This is a genomic window from Kitasatospora purpeofusca, assembly GCF_042691725.1.
Classification (GTDB): domain Bacteria; phylum Actinomycetota; class Actinomycetes; order Streptomycetales; family Streptomycetaceae; genus Kitasatospora; species Kitasatospora purpeofusca_B.
Genome location: NZ_CP170483.1, coordinates 8,612,778 through 8,627,906 on the forward strand (window position 1 = coordinate 8,612,778; position 15,129 = coordinate 8,627,906).

The 15,129-nt window shown below is 74.4% G+C and carries 12 protein-coding genes, 1 pseudogene and 1 riboswitch; of the genes and pseudogenes, 7 read left to right on the forward strand and 6 right to left on the reverse strand.

From position 1 onward, the window contains the following. Position 1: 1 nt before the first annotated feature. Positions 2–1,720, reverse strand: coding sequence for an ABC transporter substrate-binding protein (locus ACFCLZ_RS36920; protein ID WP_380282284.1), 1,719 nt, complete (start codon positions 1,718–1,720; stop codon positions 2–4). A 148-nt stretch (positions 1,721–1,868) separates the two neighbouring features. After that, entirely contained in the window at positions 1,869–1,961 is a 93-nt protein-coding gene (locus tag ACFCLZ_RS36925) for an Ms4533A family Cys-rich leader peptide (protein WP_317620150.1), read from the reverse strand. A 377-nt stretch (positions 1,962–2,338) separates the two neighbouring features. On the opposite strand from ACFCLZ_RS36925, the gene ACFCLZ_RS36930 reads away from it, so the two are divergent. From ACFCLZ_RS36930 to ACFCLZ_RS36945, 4 genes are all read left to right on the forward strand, one after another. Further along, complete coding sequence (locus tag ACFCLZ_RS36930) at positions 2,339–3,568, forward strand: FAD-dependent oxidoreductase (protein WP_380282285.1); 1,230 nt, start codon at positions 2,339–2,341, stop codon at positions 3,566–3,568. 128 nt (positions 3,569–3,696) lie between these two features. Beyond that, on the forward strand, positions 3,697–5,121 hold the full coding sequence (locus ACFCLZ_RS36935; protein ID WP_380282286.1) for a rhodanese-like domain-containing protein: 1,425 nt from the start codon (positions 3,697–3,699) through the stop codon (positions 5,119–5,121). Then, on the forward strand, positions 5,118–5,915 hold the full coding sequence (locus ACFCLZ_RS36940) for a sulfite exporter TauE/SafE family protein (protein WP_380282287.1): 798 nt from the start codon (positions 5,118–5,120) through the stop codon (positions 5,913–5,915). The genes ACFCLZ_RS36935 and ACFCLZ_RS36940 overlap by 4 nt, the downstream gene beginning before the upstream one ends. 130 nt (positions 5,916–6,045) lie before the next feature. Then, positions 6,046–6,825 carry a GntR family transcriptional regulator gene (locus ACFCLZ_RS36945; protein ID WP_380282288.1) on the forward strand — a complete coding sequence of 260 codons (780 nt, stop codon included), beginning with the start codon at positions 6,046–6,048 and terminating at the stop codon, positions 6,823–6,825. A gap of 63 nt (positions 6,826–6,888) precedes the next feature. Here the strand turns inward: ACFCLZ_RS36945 and ACFCLZ_RS36950 are convergent, their stop codons facing one another. Beyond that, positions 6,889–7,422 (reverse strand): hypothetical protein, encoded by a 534-nt coding sequence (locus ACFCLZ_RS36950; protein ID WP_380282289.1) that lies wholly within the window; start codon positions 7,420–7,422, stop codon positions 6,889–6,891. A 527-nt stretch (positions 7,423–7,949) separates the two neighbouring features. Here ACFCLZ_RS36950 and ACFCLZ_RS36955 point away from each other — a divergent pair. Next, complete coding sequence (locus ACFCLZ_RS36955; RefSeq protein ID WP_380282290.1) at positions 7,950–8,330, forward strand: alpha/beta hydrolase fold domain-containing protein; 381 nt, start codon at positions 7,950–7,952, stop codon at positions 8,328–8,330. Positions 8,331–8,763: 433 nt separating this feature from the next. On the opposite strand, the pseudogene ACFCLZ_RS36960 reads toward ACFCLZ_RS36955, so the two are convergent. The 3 genes and pseudogenes from ACFCLZ_RS36960 to ACFCLZ_RS36970 all read right to left on the reverse strand — a co-directional run. Continuing rightward, positions 8,764–9,018 (reverse strand): annotated as a pseudogene (locus tag ACFCLZ_RS36960) (NUDIX domain-containing protein); the annotation flags it as partial. Positions 9,019–9,091: 73 nt separating this feature from the next. Next, positions 9,092–10,483 (reverse strand): NUDIX domain-containing protein, encoded by a 1,392-nt coding sequence (locus ACFCLZ_RS36965; protein ID WP_380282291.1) that lies wholly within the window; start codon positions 10,481–10,483, stop codon positions 9,092–9,094. Next, positions 10,480–12,465, reverse strand: a complete 1,986-nt coding sequence (locus ACFCLZ_RS36970) for an ABC transporter ATP-binding protein (protein ID WP_380282292.1) — start codon at positions 12,463–12,465, stop codon at positions 10,480–10,482. The genes ACFCLZ_RS36965 and ACFCLZ_RS36970 overlap by 4 nt, the downstream gene beginning before the upstream one ends. A 794-nt stretch (positions 12,466–13,259) precedes the next feature. Between ACFCLZ_RS36970 and ACFCLZ_RS36975 the strand changes: the two genes are divergently transcribed. Then, on the forward strand, positions 13,260–13,688 hold the full coding sequence (locus ACFCLZ_RS36975; protein WP_380282293.1) for a hypothetical protein: 429 nt from the start codon (positions 13,260–13,262) through the stop codon (positions 13,686–13,688). 59 nt (positions 13,689–13,747) lie between these two features. Then, positions 13,748–13,888: riboswitch (cobalamin riboswitch) on the forward strand. Between the two features lie 101 nt (positions 13,889–13,989). Then, on the forward strand, positions 13,990–15,126 hold the full coding sequence (locus tag ACFCLZ_RS36980; protein ID WP_380282294.1) for a prenyltransferase/squalene oxidase repeat-containing protein: 1,137 nt from the start codon (positions 13,990–13,992) through the stop codon (positions 15,124–15,126). Positions 15,127–15,129: the final 3 nt, after the last annotated feature.

Consider the following 15,129-nt stretch of genomic DNA (forward strand, 5'->3'; position numbering starts at 1 on the left):
GCTACTTGACCGCGACCTGGGAGATGTCCAGCACACCGGTCCAGTCGCTGATCACGATGTTGCGCACGTCCTTGCCGGACAGCCGCTTGTAGACGGGGTGGAACAGCGGGACGGTGAGGGCCTGCTCGCCGATCCGCTTGTCCAGGGCGCCCCAGCGCTTGGCGGCCTCGGCGTGGTCGGTGATCTTGTTGATCTGGTCGATCTCGTCGTTCACCGACGGGTCGTCCAGCTGCGCGGAGTTGAAGTTGTAGCCGTCGGTGACGATCTGCCGGCCGTCGAAGATCGGCGCGAGGAACGGGCCGCCGGACGGCCAGTCGGCGCCCCAGCCGGAGAGGAAGAGACCGGGCTCGGTGGCGACGGTGTGGATCGTCTTGGAGTACCTGGTGGAGTCCAGGGCCTCCAGCTGGACGGTGATCCCGGCCGCCTTGAGGCCGTCCTGGACGGCGGTGGCCAGGTCCGGGCCGTAGCCCTTGCCGGTGGCGCTGGAGTGGGTGAGCGTGATGGTCAGGCCGTCCGGGTAGCCGGCCTCCTTCAGCGCCTCCCTGGCCTTCTCCGGGTTGCCGGTGGCGCCGGCCGGGAACGGGTCGTACGGGGTGTGCCCGAAGGTCTCCTGGGCGGGCAGGTACGTGGTGGCGGCCTCGGCGAGCGAGGAGCCGCCGGCGGCGTTGACGACCGAGGTGCGGTTGATCGCGTAGGCGACCGCCTGTCGGACCTTGGGGTTGTCGAAGGGCTTCACCTTGGGGTTGAACGCCAGGTAGTTGACGAAGCCGAAGTGGCCGGTGCCGACGCGCGCGGCGAGGGCCTTGTCGTCCTTCACCTGGGCGAGTTCGGAGGGGCCGAGGTTGGTGTCGGTGGTGACGGCGGCCGCGTCGGCGCCGGTGCCGGCGGAGAGCCGCTGGTTGATCACCGCCGGGTCGAGGCCGGACTGCACGTCGACGGTGTCCGGGTAGGCCTTGCGCTGGTCGTCCGTGGCCGAGGACCAGTGGGGGTTGCGCTCCAGGACGAGGTGCGCGCCGTCGTTCTCGTTCTTGACGACCCGGTAGGGGCCGGAGGAGACGGGGTGCTCCTGGTACTTCGTCCCGGTGTCCTTGGCCTTCGGGACGGGTGCGAACTGGGTCTGGGTCGCGAGGTACGGGAAGTCGCCCTCGGGCTTGTTGAGGCGGAAGACGATGGTCTTCTCGTCCGGGGTCTCGATGGCGGCCAGGCCGCTGCCGTCCTTGTACGGGCCCTGGTAGTCGGCGGCGCCGACCAGCCAGTCCCTCAGGAACGGTGCCCCGCCGGAGAGTTCGGGGGCGAATGACCTTTCGATGCCGTACTTGATATCGGCGGTGGTGATCGGCGAGCCGTCCTCGTAGGTGAGGCCGTCCTTGAGGCGGTACGTCCACACCGTCGCGCCCTCCGAGGGGGTGCCGGTGTCGGTGGCGAGGTCCGGGACCACCTTGGTGCCGGCCGCGCCGTCCACCCGGTTGCGGGTGGTGAGGGTGCGGAAGACCAGGGAGGGGACGTTTCCGCCGCCGGAGGTGTAGAGGCGCGCGGGGTCGAACTGCTCCTGCGGGTTCTGGTTGAGGACGGTGAGGGTGCCGCCCTGCTGCGGCGCGGCGTTCTTGTCGGTGCTTCCACCGCCGTCGGCCTTCGGTCCGCACGCCGCCACTCCGACGACGAGCGCGACGGTGACGGTCGCCGCGGCGAGGCGGCGGGGGGTGAAGGTGGTTCGAGACATCGGAAAGGGAGCCTTTCGCTACCGATGGTGTACGGAGGAAGGCGGGCGACAGCGAGGCTTCGAGGGGAAGGGTGAGCAGCACTGCGCCCGCGGAAAAAGGGCGACGCCCCGAAGCGGCGATCACCGCAACGCGTCGGGACAGGCGGATTCAGCGACAGAGATTGTCGGAAACGCAGTGCGCGGCCACGCCGATCAGCGCCAGCTCGATGGCGGCGCACTCGATCGGGTGACGGTCAGACATGCCGAGAACAATGTAGGACGGTAAGCGGAATGTCAAAATTCCCGACCGCGGTCCGCTGTCACGGGAGTACCGGGAGCGGAGGGATTCCCGGGGTGGGGGAGATTCCCGGGAATCGCGGGGCGGGATGGGCGGCATTCGCGAACGGCCGCCGCTCACGGGTCGGTTCCGCCGATCGCCGCGGCCCGCGGGTGTGATGCGTCGTGGGTGGGCGGGTGCCGACGGACCGTCGGCACGGTGTGCGGGGTCGTGGCGGTCGATCGCGGGGGTCGTGGCGGGCGATCCGCGTGGGGCGCTGTGCCTCTTAGGCAAATGTACGGACATTTTGGGGGGAGATTGCCCCGCCGCCTTGCGGTCGGTGGCGAGGCGGGCCTACTTTAATGTCCGTACATTTGATCAGGGAGGGCCCCTTGGCCAGCAAGCACCATCGGATCGTGATCATCGGCGGCGGGACCGCGGGGATCTCGGTCGCGGCCCGGCTCCGCCGAGCCGGCGAGCGGGACGTCGCCGTGCTCGATCCGAGCGACCGCCACTACTACCAGCCGCTGTGGACACTGGTCGGCGGCGGGCGGGCGCCACTGGCGGAGAGCATCCGGCCGCAGGCGTCCGTCATGCCGAAGGGCGTGGCGTGGATACGCCGCGCCGCGGTCGCGGTCGATCCCGAGGCCCGGGAGGTGGCGCTGGACGACGGCGGCACGGTCACCTACGACCACCTCGTCGTCTGCCCCGGGATCCAGCTGGACTGGAACCGGGTGCCGGGCCTGGCAGCCGGGCTCGGCAGGGACGGGCTGTCCAGCAACTACCTGCCGCAGTACGCCCCCGCGACCTGGCGCTTCATCCGCGAGACCCGCTCCGGCAGCGCGGTCTTCAGCATGCCCACGGGGGCCGTCAAGTGCGGCGGCGCCCCGCAGAAGATCGCCTACCTGGCCGCCGACCACTGGCGCAGGGAGGGGGTGCTCGGTCGGATGGACGTCCACCTGGTCATCCCCGGCGCCGCCATCTTCGGCGTCCCGGAGTTCGCCCGCGTGCTCGACGACGTGGTGCGCCGGTACGGCATCAAGGTCCACTACGGGAGCGAGGTCACCGAGGTGCGGCCCGACGCCCGCGAGGTGGTCGTGACCGACCTGGGGACCGGGGGCAGGACGACCCTGCCGTACGACGTCGCCCACGTGGTGCCGCCGCAGAGCGCGCCGGACTGGATCAAGCGCGGCCCGCTCGCCGGTGCCGACGACCCGGCCGGCTACGTCGAGATCGACAAGCACACGATGCGGCACGTCCGCTACCCCAATGTGTGGGCGCTCGGTGACGCCGGATCGTCCCCGAACTCCAAGACCGGCGCCGCCGTGCGCAAGCAGGCGCCCGTGCTCGTCGAGAACCTCCTCGCCACCCTCAACGGCCGGGAGCCGAAGGCCGCCTACGACGGCTACGCCTCCTGCCCGCTGACCACCGCGCGCAACAAGATGCTGCTCGCCGAGTTCGACTACAGCGGCCGGCCCACCCCGTCGATCCCGGTGATCAACACCATCCGCGAGCGCACCGACATGTGGTACCTCAAGCGGCGCGGCCTGCCGTTCCTCTACTGGAACCTCATGCTCCGCGGACTCGCCTGACGCCCACGGGGCGCCACCCGCCGGATTCCCCGCACCGCCCACCACCCGGGCCTTTCACCGTCGCCGCCCCGCGCCCGGAACGCGCGGCCGCGCGACCTCCCACCCACGTCCATCCTCAGGAGCCTTTGATGACGACGCCCGCCGGACCGCTGGTCTTCGTGCAGTTCTACCTCGACTGCCTCTCCCACGCCTCCTACCTCGTCGGCGACCGCACCACCGGCCGGGCCGTCGTGGTCGACCCCCAGCGCGACGTCCACGACTACCTCGCCACCGCCGAGGACCACGGCCTGACCATCGAGCGGGTCATCGAGACCCACATCCACGCGGACTTCCTCTCCGGTCACCTGGAGCTGGCCGAGCGCACCGGCGCGCGCATCTCCTACGGCTCCGCCGCCGCGCTCGACTTCGACACCGACCCCCTGGGCGACGGGGAGCGCCTCAGCCTCGGCGGGGTCGAGCTGGAGATCCTGCACACCCCGGGCCACACCCCGGAGTCGATCTGCGTCGTCGTGCGCGAACACGCCGGTGACGACGTCCCGTTCGGCGTGCTCACCGGCGACACCCTGTTCATCGGCGACGTCGGCCGCCCCGACCTGCTCGGCTCGCGCGGCCTCTCGGCCGAGGAGATGGCCCGCTCCCTCTACCGCTCCACCCGCGCCCTGCTCACCCTCCCGGACGACACGCGCGTCTACCCGGCGCACGGAGCCGGCTCCGCCTGCGGCAAGAACCTCTCCACCGAACTGAGTTGCACGATCGGCAACCAGCGCCGCGGCAACTACGCGCTCGCCGACATGACCGAGGACGAGTTCGTCGCGGTGGTGACCGCCGGTCAACCCGCCGCGCCCGCCTACTTCGCGTTCACCTCGGTGCGCAACCGCCAGGCCCGTCCGGTCCTGGACGAGGACACCCCGGTGCCCCCGCTCGCTCCGGAGGCCTTCCTCGGCGCCCGGGCCGGCGGCGCCACCGTCCTGGACACCCGGGATCCGGAGGAGTTCGCCGCCGCCCACCTGCACGGCGCGGTCAACATCCCCCTCGGCGGCCGGTTCGCCGAACTCGCCGGGCAGGTGCTCGACGCCCAGGACGCGATCATCCTGTGCGGCGACCCGGACACCGTGGTCGAGGCCCGGAACCGCCTGGCCCGGATCGGCTTCGACCGCGTCCTCGGCGCTCTGGCCGCCCCGGTGGACGCGGTCGGCGCCGCGCACCTGACCGCCGCCGGGCGGGTGGAGGCCGACGCCCTGGCCGACCGACTGGCGCGGGCCACGGGCGAGTTCGAGCTGCTGGACGTGCGGGGCCCGGGCGAGGTGCGGGAGCACGGCACCATCCCCGGCGCCCGGCTCGTCCCGCTGCCCGAACTGCTCGCCCGGCTGGCCGAACTGCCGACCGAGCAGCCGCTGACCGTGATCTGCGCGGGCGGCAACCGCTCCTCGGTGGCCGCGTCCGTGCTGCGGGCGCGCGGCTTCGAGGCCGTCGATCTGCGCGGCGGCTTCGCCGCCTGGCACGGTGAGGTCGTCCACCTCGCGGACCGGACCCCGGACGGCGTCACGGCGTGAGCGTCCTGATCACCGCTCTGCTCTGCGGAGCCGTGGTCGGTGTGGCCCTCGGCGCGCTCGGCGGCGGCGGGGGAGTGCTCGCGGTCCCGGCCCTGGTGTACCTGTTGGGCGTCTCGCCCGCCGAGGCCGGGACCACCAGCCTGATCATCGTCACCGCCACCTCCGTCACCGCGCTCGCCCGCCACACCGGCACCGGCACCATCAGCTGGCGCACCGGCTCACTGTTCGCCGCCGCCGGCGTGCTCCCCGCCATCGCGGCGGCCGGGCTCGCCCACCGCATCCCGCAGGCGGTGCTGACCTCCGCGTTCGCCGTCCTCGCCGCACTGGCCGCCGCGGCGATGCTGCGCGGCACCCGGACCGCGCGGCGCGCACCGGCCGGCGGGGAGCCCCCGGGCACCGGGCGCCCGGGCAACCGGCACCTGGGCAACCGGTACCTGCGCACGCTCGCGGCCGGCGCCGGGCTGGGGGCGGTGACCGGGCTGCTGGGCGTCGGCGGCGGCTTCCTCGCGGTACCCGCGCTGGTGTCCGTGCTCCGGCTGCCGATGCGCAAGGCCGTCGGGACCAGCCTGGTGGTCGTCCTCATCAACTCGGTCGTCGCCCTCACCACCCGCCTGACGGTCACGGGCATCTCCCTCGATCCGGCGGTCTTCGGGCCGTTCGTGGGCGCCGCCGTGCTCGGCGCGTGGGACGGCAAGCGACTGGCGGCCAAGCTCTCCGGCGCCGCGCTGCAGCGGGCCTTCGCGGCCGTCCTGCTCGCGGTGGCCGCCGCCATGCTGATCGGCGTCCTCCGCTGACCCGCCCCGGCACCCCATCGGCGCCCGCCGTGACCGGCGGGCGCCGATTTTGTGCTCTCGCCCCAAAGGTACGAACATTCCATGCGTGTCCCGCACCACCCATCCGATCCCTGACCCCCAGGACGGCGCCGTGACCTCCGAGCCGGGCCCCAGGCCCCTCACCCGATCCCCGGGCAATCCGCTCTGGGCGCAGCTGCGCGCCGACCTGCTGCGCCGGCTCGACCAGGGCGAGTTCCGCGACGTCTTCCCGGGCGAGCACGACCTCGTCGCCGAGTACCAGGTCAGCCGGCACACGGTCCGCGAGGCCCTTCGCACGCTCCGCGAGGAGGGCGTCGTCAGCGCTCAGCGCGGCAAGGCCTCCCGGTTCACCGCGAGCCGCCCGCTGGAGCAGGACGTCGGTGAGGCGTACAGCCTGTTCCGCGCCGTCGAGGAGGTCGGCGCCGTCCAGCGCAGCGTCGTGCGCGCACTCGACCGGCGCGCCGACGGCGTCATCGCCGCCCGCCTGGGACTCGAGGAGTCCACGCCGCTCGTCTACCTCGAACGCGTCCGCCTGGCCGACGAGGAGCCGCTCGCCGTCGACCGGGTCTGGCTCCCCGCGGACGTCGCCCACCCGCTGCTGGACGTCGACTTCACCCACACCGCGCTCTACGACGAACTCGAACGCCACTGCGGCAGCCGCATCTGCGGCGGCTGGGAACGCATCCGCGCCGTCGTCCCCGGCCGGGGGGAGCGCATCCTGCTCGACTGCCCCCCGACCACGGCGCTGCTCGCGATCGACCGGCTCGGCCGCGACACCGGCGGGCGTCTGATCGAATGGCGCCAGACGCTCGTCCGCGCGGACCGCTTCGCCGTCGCAGCCGCGTTCTCCGCCCACGACTACCGGCTCGGCGCCCCGGTCCGGACGCCCTGACGTCCCGACGGGCGGCTCTCCTGGCCGCCGCCGACCGGGCCGGGGCCCACGGCGGCGGGCGGGTCAGCCGGTCGACGGAACGGTCAGGAGGACCGCCGTGGTGTTCCGGATCGCGTGGCCGTCCAACTCGACCGAGACGGTGTAGGCGACACCGGTCGAGGTCGGTCCCTGCGGGATCGCGACCGCCGGTGCCCGGCCCGTGTTCCCGCAGGTGCCCGGGGCTTCGAACACGTCGCCGACCATGAACGGGCCGTCGTCGAGGCGGGTGAGCCGGCCGGCGTCCAGGCCGTTCGCGGTCAGGTGGGTGCCCATCGCCTGCCGGGTGCTCCGGAACGCCACGATCAGCTTCGGCTCCCCGTCCGGCGGACGGGCGCGGGCGGTGTAGTGCACGTCCGCCGCGTCCGGGGGCAGTGTGATGCCCCGGGCCTCCAGGGCCCGTTCCAACGGCACGTCGGTTCCGGCGCAGGCGCGTTCGTCGCCGAACGGATGCCCGTTGGCCTCGGAGAGCCACCGGAAGCCGGTCACCCCCGCGACCGCCAGGGCGGCGACCAGCGCGGTGGTCACCACCGCCCCCGCCCACCGTGCGAGTTTCCCCATGCGCATCGCTGCCCCCCTCGACCGGGGACGCTAGCACGAGGCATCCCCATGCCCGCACAGCCCCGAAGACTGCTGCTCGACCGGGAGCTCCAGGAGTTTCCGGACGCCCGGGCCGGAGCGGCGGCGACGGAACCGCCGGACCTCTCCTTCCTCGCCCTCGACAGCCTTCCGCGCCTCGGGCCGGACGCGGACCAGGAGCAGGACGACCCGTACGGCACCGAGACGGAGTGGTTCACCCTCCCCCGCGGGCCGACCGGGCGGGTGCGCGTCCCGGTGACCAGGCCCGCCGGCACCGCCGAGCCGTCCCCCCGTGCTGCACTTCCTGCCCGGCCCGGGCCGGCCGCTCGGCGACGTCGCCTGCAACGCGCGGCTGGTGCGGTCGTGTACGGGGACTGCGCCCGGTCGCCCGCGGCGCGCTACCCGGTGGCCGTCGAGCAGTGCCACGCGCCCGGACTGACGGGGGACCGGATCGCCGCCGTCGGCGACTCCGCGGGGGCCAACCCGGCGGCGGCCCTGACGCTGACCACATGCGCCGGTTCTGGGACGACTACCTGCCCGAGGCGTCCCGCTGGACGGAGGCCACCGCTGCGCCCCTGCGGGCCCTCTGGGCGCAGCTCGCCGGGCTTCCTCCGGCGCTCGTGGTCACGGCGGAGGCCGACGTGCTGCGGGACGAGGGCGAGGCCTACGCCGCCAGGCTCCGCGCGGCCGGCGTCCCGGTGGTGTCGACGCGCTACCAGGGGGTGATGCACGGCTTCCCGCTCGTCGGCGCGCTCCACCCCGCCGGCACCACCCGCGCCGCCCTGATCCAGGCCGTCGACACCGTCCGCGGGGCGTTGCACCGCCGGCCGCACCGCGCTCACGGCCCGACCAGCCCGCGCGCGTCGAACGGCTCGCCGTCCCAGCCGTAGGTGGAGAACCCGCGGCCGCCGGACAGGTAGCGGGTGAGGGCGGCATGGGCGGTCGGGAACATCGGCAGTGGCAGCACGCCGACCGGGGACCAGGCGACGGCCAGATGTCAGGGCCCGTCATCAAACCCCCGCCTGCCGGGCGGCGTCTGGGCACGCACGCCCCCAGCCTTCGGCCGGGAGGTACCCCCACGCCACGTTGTCGTCGGTCGCCAATGGCCCCCAGCCTTCGGCCGGGAGGTGCCCCCACCGCAGTGGCTCCGCCCCCAGCCTTGCGATGCACGTACCCGTGGGGGTACCCCCCGGCCGAAGGCTGGGGGAGCCGCCCGGCCCGCCCACTGAGCGGACGACGGGGGTTTGAAGACGGGCCCTTGCCCGGTTCGGTGTTCGTCAGCTCGCCCCGCCAGGTGGTGGCGAGGAACGCGCTGAGCAGGAACGGCCCCTGGCCGTCCCAGCCCTGGCGGACCTGGACGGCGTGGACGAGCCTCAGCTCCCCGGGCTCGACGATCAGCCCGGTCTCCTCCCGCAGCTCGCGGGCGGCGGCCTCGTCGAGGCGCTCGCCGGCCTCGACCTTGCCGCCGGGGATCGTCCACGCCGGCGTGGTGCTCCAGCCGTTCGCCGCGTAGTGGATCGTCGCGACCAGGCCCCGGTCCCGATCGTGGGCGATGACGGCCACGGCCTGGCGAAGCATCTCCACGGTGCTGCCTCCAAGACGGTCGAGCGGACTTCGGGCGGTGGGTGCGGTGCGGTGCGGTCGAGCCGGATCACGAGGTGGCGCCGGTGGGCGGGTCGGCCTCGGCCGGCCGGCCGGCTGTCGCGGCGAGTAGGGGCAGGTAGTGGTGCAGATAGGGCGGGACCTCCAGGTCGAGGACTTCGTCGAGGCGGACCAGGCGGACCGCGAGGCCCTCGTCGCCGAGGCGCAGGTCGGTCTCGGCGCCGTTCCACCGGGTGTGCAGGACGCGGGTGAGGGGGGAGACGAGTTCGTGGTGCGGGCCGGGGACCGGCCGCAGCCCGGTGACCTCGATGCCGGCCTCCTCCAGGACCTCGCGCGCCGCAGTCTGCTCGGCGGTCTCCTCGCCCTCGCGCCAGCCGCCGATCGGCGTCCAGTGGCCGGGCCAGGCGATGCCCGGGTTCCGGTCGCGGTGGTGCATCAGCAGTCGGCCGTGCCCGTCGGTGACGAACACCATGATTCCCTCGAAGTCGTCCGGAGGCCCCGGCCGTTCCAGGTAGAGCGGGACACCGCCGCGGCGGGCTCGCAGGATCTGCAGGAGCCGCCGGTAGCGGTCGGTGGGCATCAGCGCGTGCCAGTCGTGGGCGCTCTCGAAGCGCCATTCGGTGTGCTCGGCCGGGTCGAGGCGGATGCGGGCCTGCTGCTCCGCGGTGAGGACGCCGCCGTCGAAGACGTAGCCGCAGACCGGGACGGGGTGCGCGGCGTCGGCCTGCTCGTGGATGCCGGCGATCAGGCGCCGGCGGGCGATGATCTCGGGGTTCTCCGCGGCGAGGTCGAGGCCCAACTCCTCCTCGGCCTCGCGCAGGGCGGCGGTGAACGGGGTCTCGCCGTGCTCGACGTCGCCGCCGGGGAGGTTCCACCCGCCCGGGTCGACGGTGGAGCGCAGCCCCAGGACCCGGCCCTGCGGGTCGGTGAGCAGGAAGCAGCCGTGGGCGGTGGGTCGGGCGACGGTGGTGAGGCGGCCGCCGACCGGCCGCCAGCCGGGTACGGCCAGGCGCTGGGTGAGCCACTCGACCACCGTGCGCTGCGCGTCGTCGGTCGGCGGCAACCGGTCCGGCCGCGCCCATCGGTGGTGGTCGTGGTCGGGGGAGAGCGTCACCGGGGTGTCGTCCGGGACCAGGGCGGTGAAGACGAACTGGCGCACGCGCCGGCCGTGTCGGTCGGTGAAGTCCAGGCTCCGCGCGTACTCCAGGGGCAGGCCGGTCAGCCCGGTCGCCGCGGCCAGCTCGCGGGCCGCGGCGGCCTCCACGGCCTCGCCGTCCTCCCGCCCGCCGCCCGGGTACTCCCACCGCCCCGGCAGGACGGCGTGCCCGGCCCGGCGGACCAGCAGGACCCGGCCGTTGGCGTCGTGGACCACCGTGCCGACGGTGGTTCGCTCGACTCCCTCGCGGAAGGCCGCGGCGGTCAGCACGTCGAAGTCGATCACGGGCGGGTCTCCTCGGTCGTCCCGGTCGTCCCGGTCGTCCCGGTCGTTCCGGTGGTGTCCGGCGGCCGGTTCCGCTGGGCGGGGACGCCGGTGCGCTCGTTCTGCAGGTCCCACAGCTCGCGGAACCGGCCGCTCTCGTCGGCCACCAGGTCGGCGAAGGTGCCCTCCTGGAGGACCTTCCCGTCTTCGAGGACGACGATCCGGTCGGCGACGGCCACATTGGTGAGCCGGTGGGTGACCAGGACGACCGCGCGCTCCCGTGCGACGGCCCGCAGGTTCTGGAAGATGCGGTGTTCGGCCCGCGGGTCGAGCGCGGCGGTGGGCTCGTCCAGGACGAGGAGTCCGGCCTCGCGGTGGAAGGCGCGGGCGATGGCCAGGCGCTGCCACTGCCCACCGGACAGTTCCTCGCCGCCCATCCACTCCACCGCCAGCAGGGTGGACAGGCCCCGGCGCAGCTTGGCGACGACCTCGGCCGCGCCGGAGGCCTCGGCGGCGCGCATCACCGCCGCGTCGCCGTCGGGGGCGGGCTGGCCGAGGGTGATGTTCTCGCGGCAGGTCAGCGGCCAGCGCGCGTAGTCCTGGGGTACGACCGCGACCTGTTGCCACAGGGCGTGCGGGTCGAGGTCGCGGGTCTCCCGGCCGTCCCACCGCGCCGAACCGCCCGCGGGCAGGTACAGGCCCGCGAGGAGTTTGGCGAGGGTGGTCTTCCCGGAGCCGTTCTCGCCGACCAGGGCGAGGATCTCGCCGCGCTCGACGTGCAGGCTCACCCCGTCCAGGGCGGTGCGCTCGGAGGACGGGTAGGCGTAGCGGAGGTTCTCCACCTCGATCCGGCGCGGCGCCTGCGGGACGGCGGTGCCGCGCCGGAGACGGTGGCCGCCGGCGGTGTCGAGGAAGGTGGACCAGTCGTCCAGGTACATGCCGGTGCGGAAGAGGTCGGCGCCGTAGCCGACGATGCCGCGCAGGCTGGTGCCGACGGCGGCGAGCGCGAACACCGCGGCGCCGCCGTGCGGCAGGCTCATCCGGCCGCTGGTGACGAGCCAGAGCATCGCCGTCCACACCAGGGCGGTGCCCAGGCCGGTCGCGGCGGCGCCGACCACCGAGACGCGGGCGCTCTGCATCGCGGCCTTCCGCGAACTCGCGTCCAGCCGCCGGCCGACCTGCTCGTACTTGTCGAGGAGGAAGCCGCCCATGGTGTCGGAGCGGACCTGGTCGGCGTTGCGTTTGAGGTGGATGTACCAGCGCAGGTTCGCCAGGACCCTGCGGTCGCCGATCGCGGCCCGGTTGGCGAGGAACTGCACCCGGGCGGCGTGCACCGACGCGATGCCCTGGGGCAGCGCGGCCAGCACCAGCAGGGGCAGCAGGGCGGGGTGAAGCACGGTCAGGACGCCGGCGGCGCCGAGCAGGGAGGCGACGGCGGCGATCAGGTTCTGCGCTTCGCCGACGATGTCCACGCAGACCTCGGCGCCCCGGTCGGCGGCGTCCAGCTCGTCGTTGTAGCCGGCGTGGTCGTAGGCGGTGAGCTCGGCGGCGACGGTGGCCCGCAGCACCGCGGCCTCGGCCTCCCGGGAGATGCGCGGGGACAGGTGGACGGTGATGGTCTGGATCATGATGCCGAGCAGGGCGCGGGCGCCGGCCGCCGCGGCGATCACGAGGATCGACGGCGCGGCCCGGGTGAGCTTGTCGCCGACCGCCTCCGGGCCGAACAGTGCCGCGATCGTGCCGGTGGTCGCGAACAGCCCGGTGGCGCCGAGGACGGCCGACACGACCTGGCAGACCAGCAGGAGGACGACGGAGGAGCGGTCGACGCGCCAGCCGAGCCGGAAGGCGCGGACCACGAGCATGGGCAGGCGGCGGGCCATCGCGCTGATGCCGATCGCCTCGATCGCCTCGATGCGGCGGCCGTCGGCCAGCCACCGCAGCTCCTCCTCGTCCTCGGCCGGGGCCTGCGCCTCGGGGTGGGTCTGCGGGGTGGCGGCGTTCAAGCGGTCACCTCCGGGCGCGGGCCGCGGCTCGGGACGGCGGCTCGGGCGGCTCGGGTGGGGCCGGCGGGTACCGCCGGGGCGGGGGGACGGGCCACGGATCCTCCAGGCTCAGGGACGGTGCTCGCACGCGCAAGTGCCGCGTCGGCCTGATCGGATGACTCAAGTCGGTCATCCGATAACCGAGTTGGTGATGCTCGTGCGGTCGGGGAGGGTCCGATGATGGAGCTGTTCGAAGGCGGTGTTCAAGCGGATTTCCCTCCGGGCGAGCCCGGGTCGAACGGGGACTTTTCGAGCACCCCGAGGCGTGGGCGCGGGCGCTCCGCGAGAGGTCGCCAAGGTGCCCGGCGAGGGGGCGGAGCCCAGTGCGCAGGCGGCGAGCGCACGTTCGAGCGCGGCGTGCCGCCCGGCTCGGAGACGCTCGCGGACGCCTGGGCGGGGACGGGGACCGAGTGGGGTGCGGGTGGCGGCTGATTCACTCGATCGGTGGTTCGGCCGCTCCGGAGGTTTCGGGCGGGTCCGGCCGGATGCCGCGTGCGAGGAGCGGTGCCGGGCGTCAGGGCGCCGGGGCGGGGCGGTGGCCGTCAAGAGCCCGTTGGGATCGCCGCCGCCGACGTCAGGATCCCGTCAGGGCGGCGCGGGCGGGCTCCGGTCGGCGGGTTGGCTGGAGTCCGGCGACCAGAACAGCGGCGAGCGGAGGACCGGTCATGTGCGGCAACGCGTACGAGCGGCGTGCGGCCGGGCACCCGCCCGCGGGCCGGGCCCCCGGGCCGGTCGGGTGAAGGGATAGCGCCGTCGTGCGGATGTACTCGGCCCGCCCCGGCGGGCGCCGCTACCACCCCGTGCTCGACCGGGCCCGGTCCTCGACCTCCGGCGCGCTGGCCCTGCTCGCCGGAGGTGTGCTCGCGCTCGCCCTCGGCGGGCTGGGCGAGCTGCACGCCGGCTGGTTCCGCTACGCCGCCTTCGCGGGCCTGGCCGCGCTGCTGGGCGCCTCCTCCCGACCGACGGCCGCCCCGGTGATCGGTCTGGCCGCCTGGCTGTGCTGCAACGCCTTCGCCGAGCACCGCCACGGCGAACTCGGGTGGGCCGGGGCCGCGCCCGAGTTCGGCCACTACCTCCTGTTCACGGCAGCCGCCCTGGCACCGGCGCTGGTGGCGGCCCTGCCGCGCCGGGTGGTGCGCGTCGAGGCCCTGGCGGCGCCGGTGCGTCGGACCTTCGCCCGCTGACGCGGGAACCGTTGGGGCCATTGGAATGTGACGCATCATCACTTGACCCGGTCTTTTCCGTTTCGCCATGATGAGCCGTCACGTTGTGACTCCGTCAACGGGGGAAGTCCGGTCCGAATCCGGCGCTGACCCGCAACGGTAGGCCGCCGACGCCACGTCGGCGGCGAGCCCGAGTACCCGTCGGCGGAGGTGTGTCGTTCCCTCCTCCCGTCGTGGTCTGCGGGCCGGAGCTCCGAGGGCTGCCCCGGCCTTGCGCCGACGCCCCTCCGGGCCCCTGCGTCCAGGCCCGGAAAGGCTATTCATGCCCGCGCTGCGCCGCACCCTCGGACTCCTCGCGATACCGGCCCTCGCCCTCGCCACCGTGCTCCCGGCCACTACCGCCGCGCACGCCACCGCCGCGCACGCCACCGCCACGCACGACGCCGCCACGCACGACGCCGCCACGCACGACGCCGCACCGGCCGCGGTGTCCTCGCCCACGATCCGTCCGGACGCCGCCGCGGCCGGCTGGCTGGCCCGCCAGCTCGTCGACGGCGACCACTTCGAGTCCGTCTTCGACGGCACCGCCTACCCCGACCAGGGCCTGACCATCGACGCCGTGCTGGCCTTCGCCGCCTCCCGCAGCTCGGACACCGCCGCCGCGAAGGCCACCGCCTGGCTGGCGCAGCCCGCGATCCTCGGCGGCTACCTCGGCGACGGCACGACCGAGGCCTACGCGGGCGCCACCGCCAAGCTGCTGCTCGCCGCCGAGGTGCGCGGCGCGGACCCGACCTCCTTCGGCGGCGTCGACCTGCCCGCCCGGCTGCGCTCGCTCCAGGCCCCGAGCGGCCGCTTCTCCGACCGCTCCCAGTGGGGCGACTACAGCAACGCCTTCGGCCAGTCGCTCGCCCTGATCGCCCTGCACCGCACCCCCGGTGGCGCCCCGGCCGCCGCCGTCGACTTCCTGGCCGACAGCCAGTGCGCGGACGGCGGCTTCCCGGTGGCCTTCGGCCAGACCACCTGCACCGCCGACACGGACGCCACCGCCCTCGCCGTCCAGGCGCTCGCCGCCACCGGCCGCGCGGCCAAGGCGGCCGCCGGGCTCGGCTGGCTGACCGCCCACCAGAATACCGACGGCGGCTTCGCGGCCAGCGGCGCCACCACCTCCAACGCCAACTCCACCGGCCTCGCGACGCAGGCGCTGCTCTCCAACGCCCGCTTCGGCGCCGGACTCAAGGGCTGGAGCCGGCTGGTGACGCTCCAGCAGGGCTGCGCCGCCGACCCGGCCGTGCGCGGCGCGGTCGCCTACGACGCCTCCGGCTTCAACCCCGGCAACGCCGCCCGGGCCACCGCGCAGGCCGTCCTCGGCCTGGCCGGCACCCCGCTGGCCACCCTCTCCGCCGCCGGTGCGCGCCCGGACGCGCCCACCCTGGCCTGCCCCGCGCCCGCCGCCCACTGACCA

What these genes read in the sequence shown, in the direction of transcription:
- ACFCLZ_RS36920 (WP_380282284.1), bottom strand. Translation starts at nt 1,720, where the DNA reads ATGTCTCGAACCACCTTCACCCCCCGCCGCCTCGCCGCGGCGACCGTC.
- ACFCLZ_RS36980 (WP_380282294.1), top strand. Translation starts at nt 13,990, where the DNA reads ATGCCCGCGCTGCGCCGCACCCTCGGACTCCTCGCGATACCGGCCCTC.
- ACFCLZ_RS36925 (WP_317620150.1), bottom strand. Translation starts at nt 1,961, where the DNA reads ATGTCTGACCGTCACCCGATCGAGTGCGCCGCCATCGAGCTGGCGCTG.
- ACFCLZ_RS36950 (WP_380282289.1), bottom strand. Translation starts at nt 7,422, where the DNA reads ATGGGGAAACTCGCACGGTGGGCGGGGGCGGTGGTGACCACCGCGCTG.
- ACFCLZ_RS36955 (WP_380282290.1), top strand. Translation starts at nt 7,950, where the DNA reads ATGCGCCGGTTCTGGGACGACTACCTGCCCGAGGCGTCCCGCTGGACG.
- ACFCLZ_RS36935 (WP_380282286.1), top strand. Translation starts at nt 3,697, where the DNA reads ATGACGACGCCCGCCGGACCGCTGGTCTTCGTGCAGTTCTACCTCGAC.
- ACFCLZ_RS36930 (WP_380282285.1), top strand. Translation starts at nt 2,339, where the DNA reads ATGTCCGTACATTTGATCAGGGAGGGCCCCTTGGCCAGCAAGCACCAT.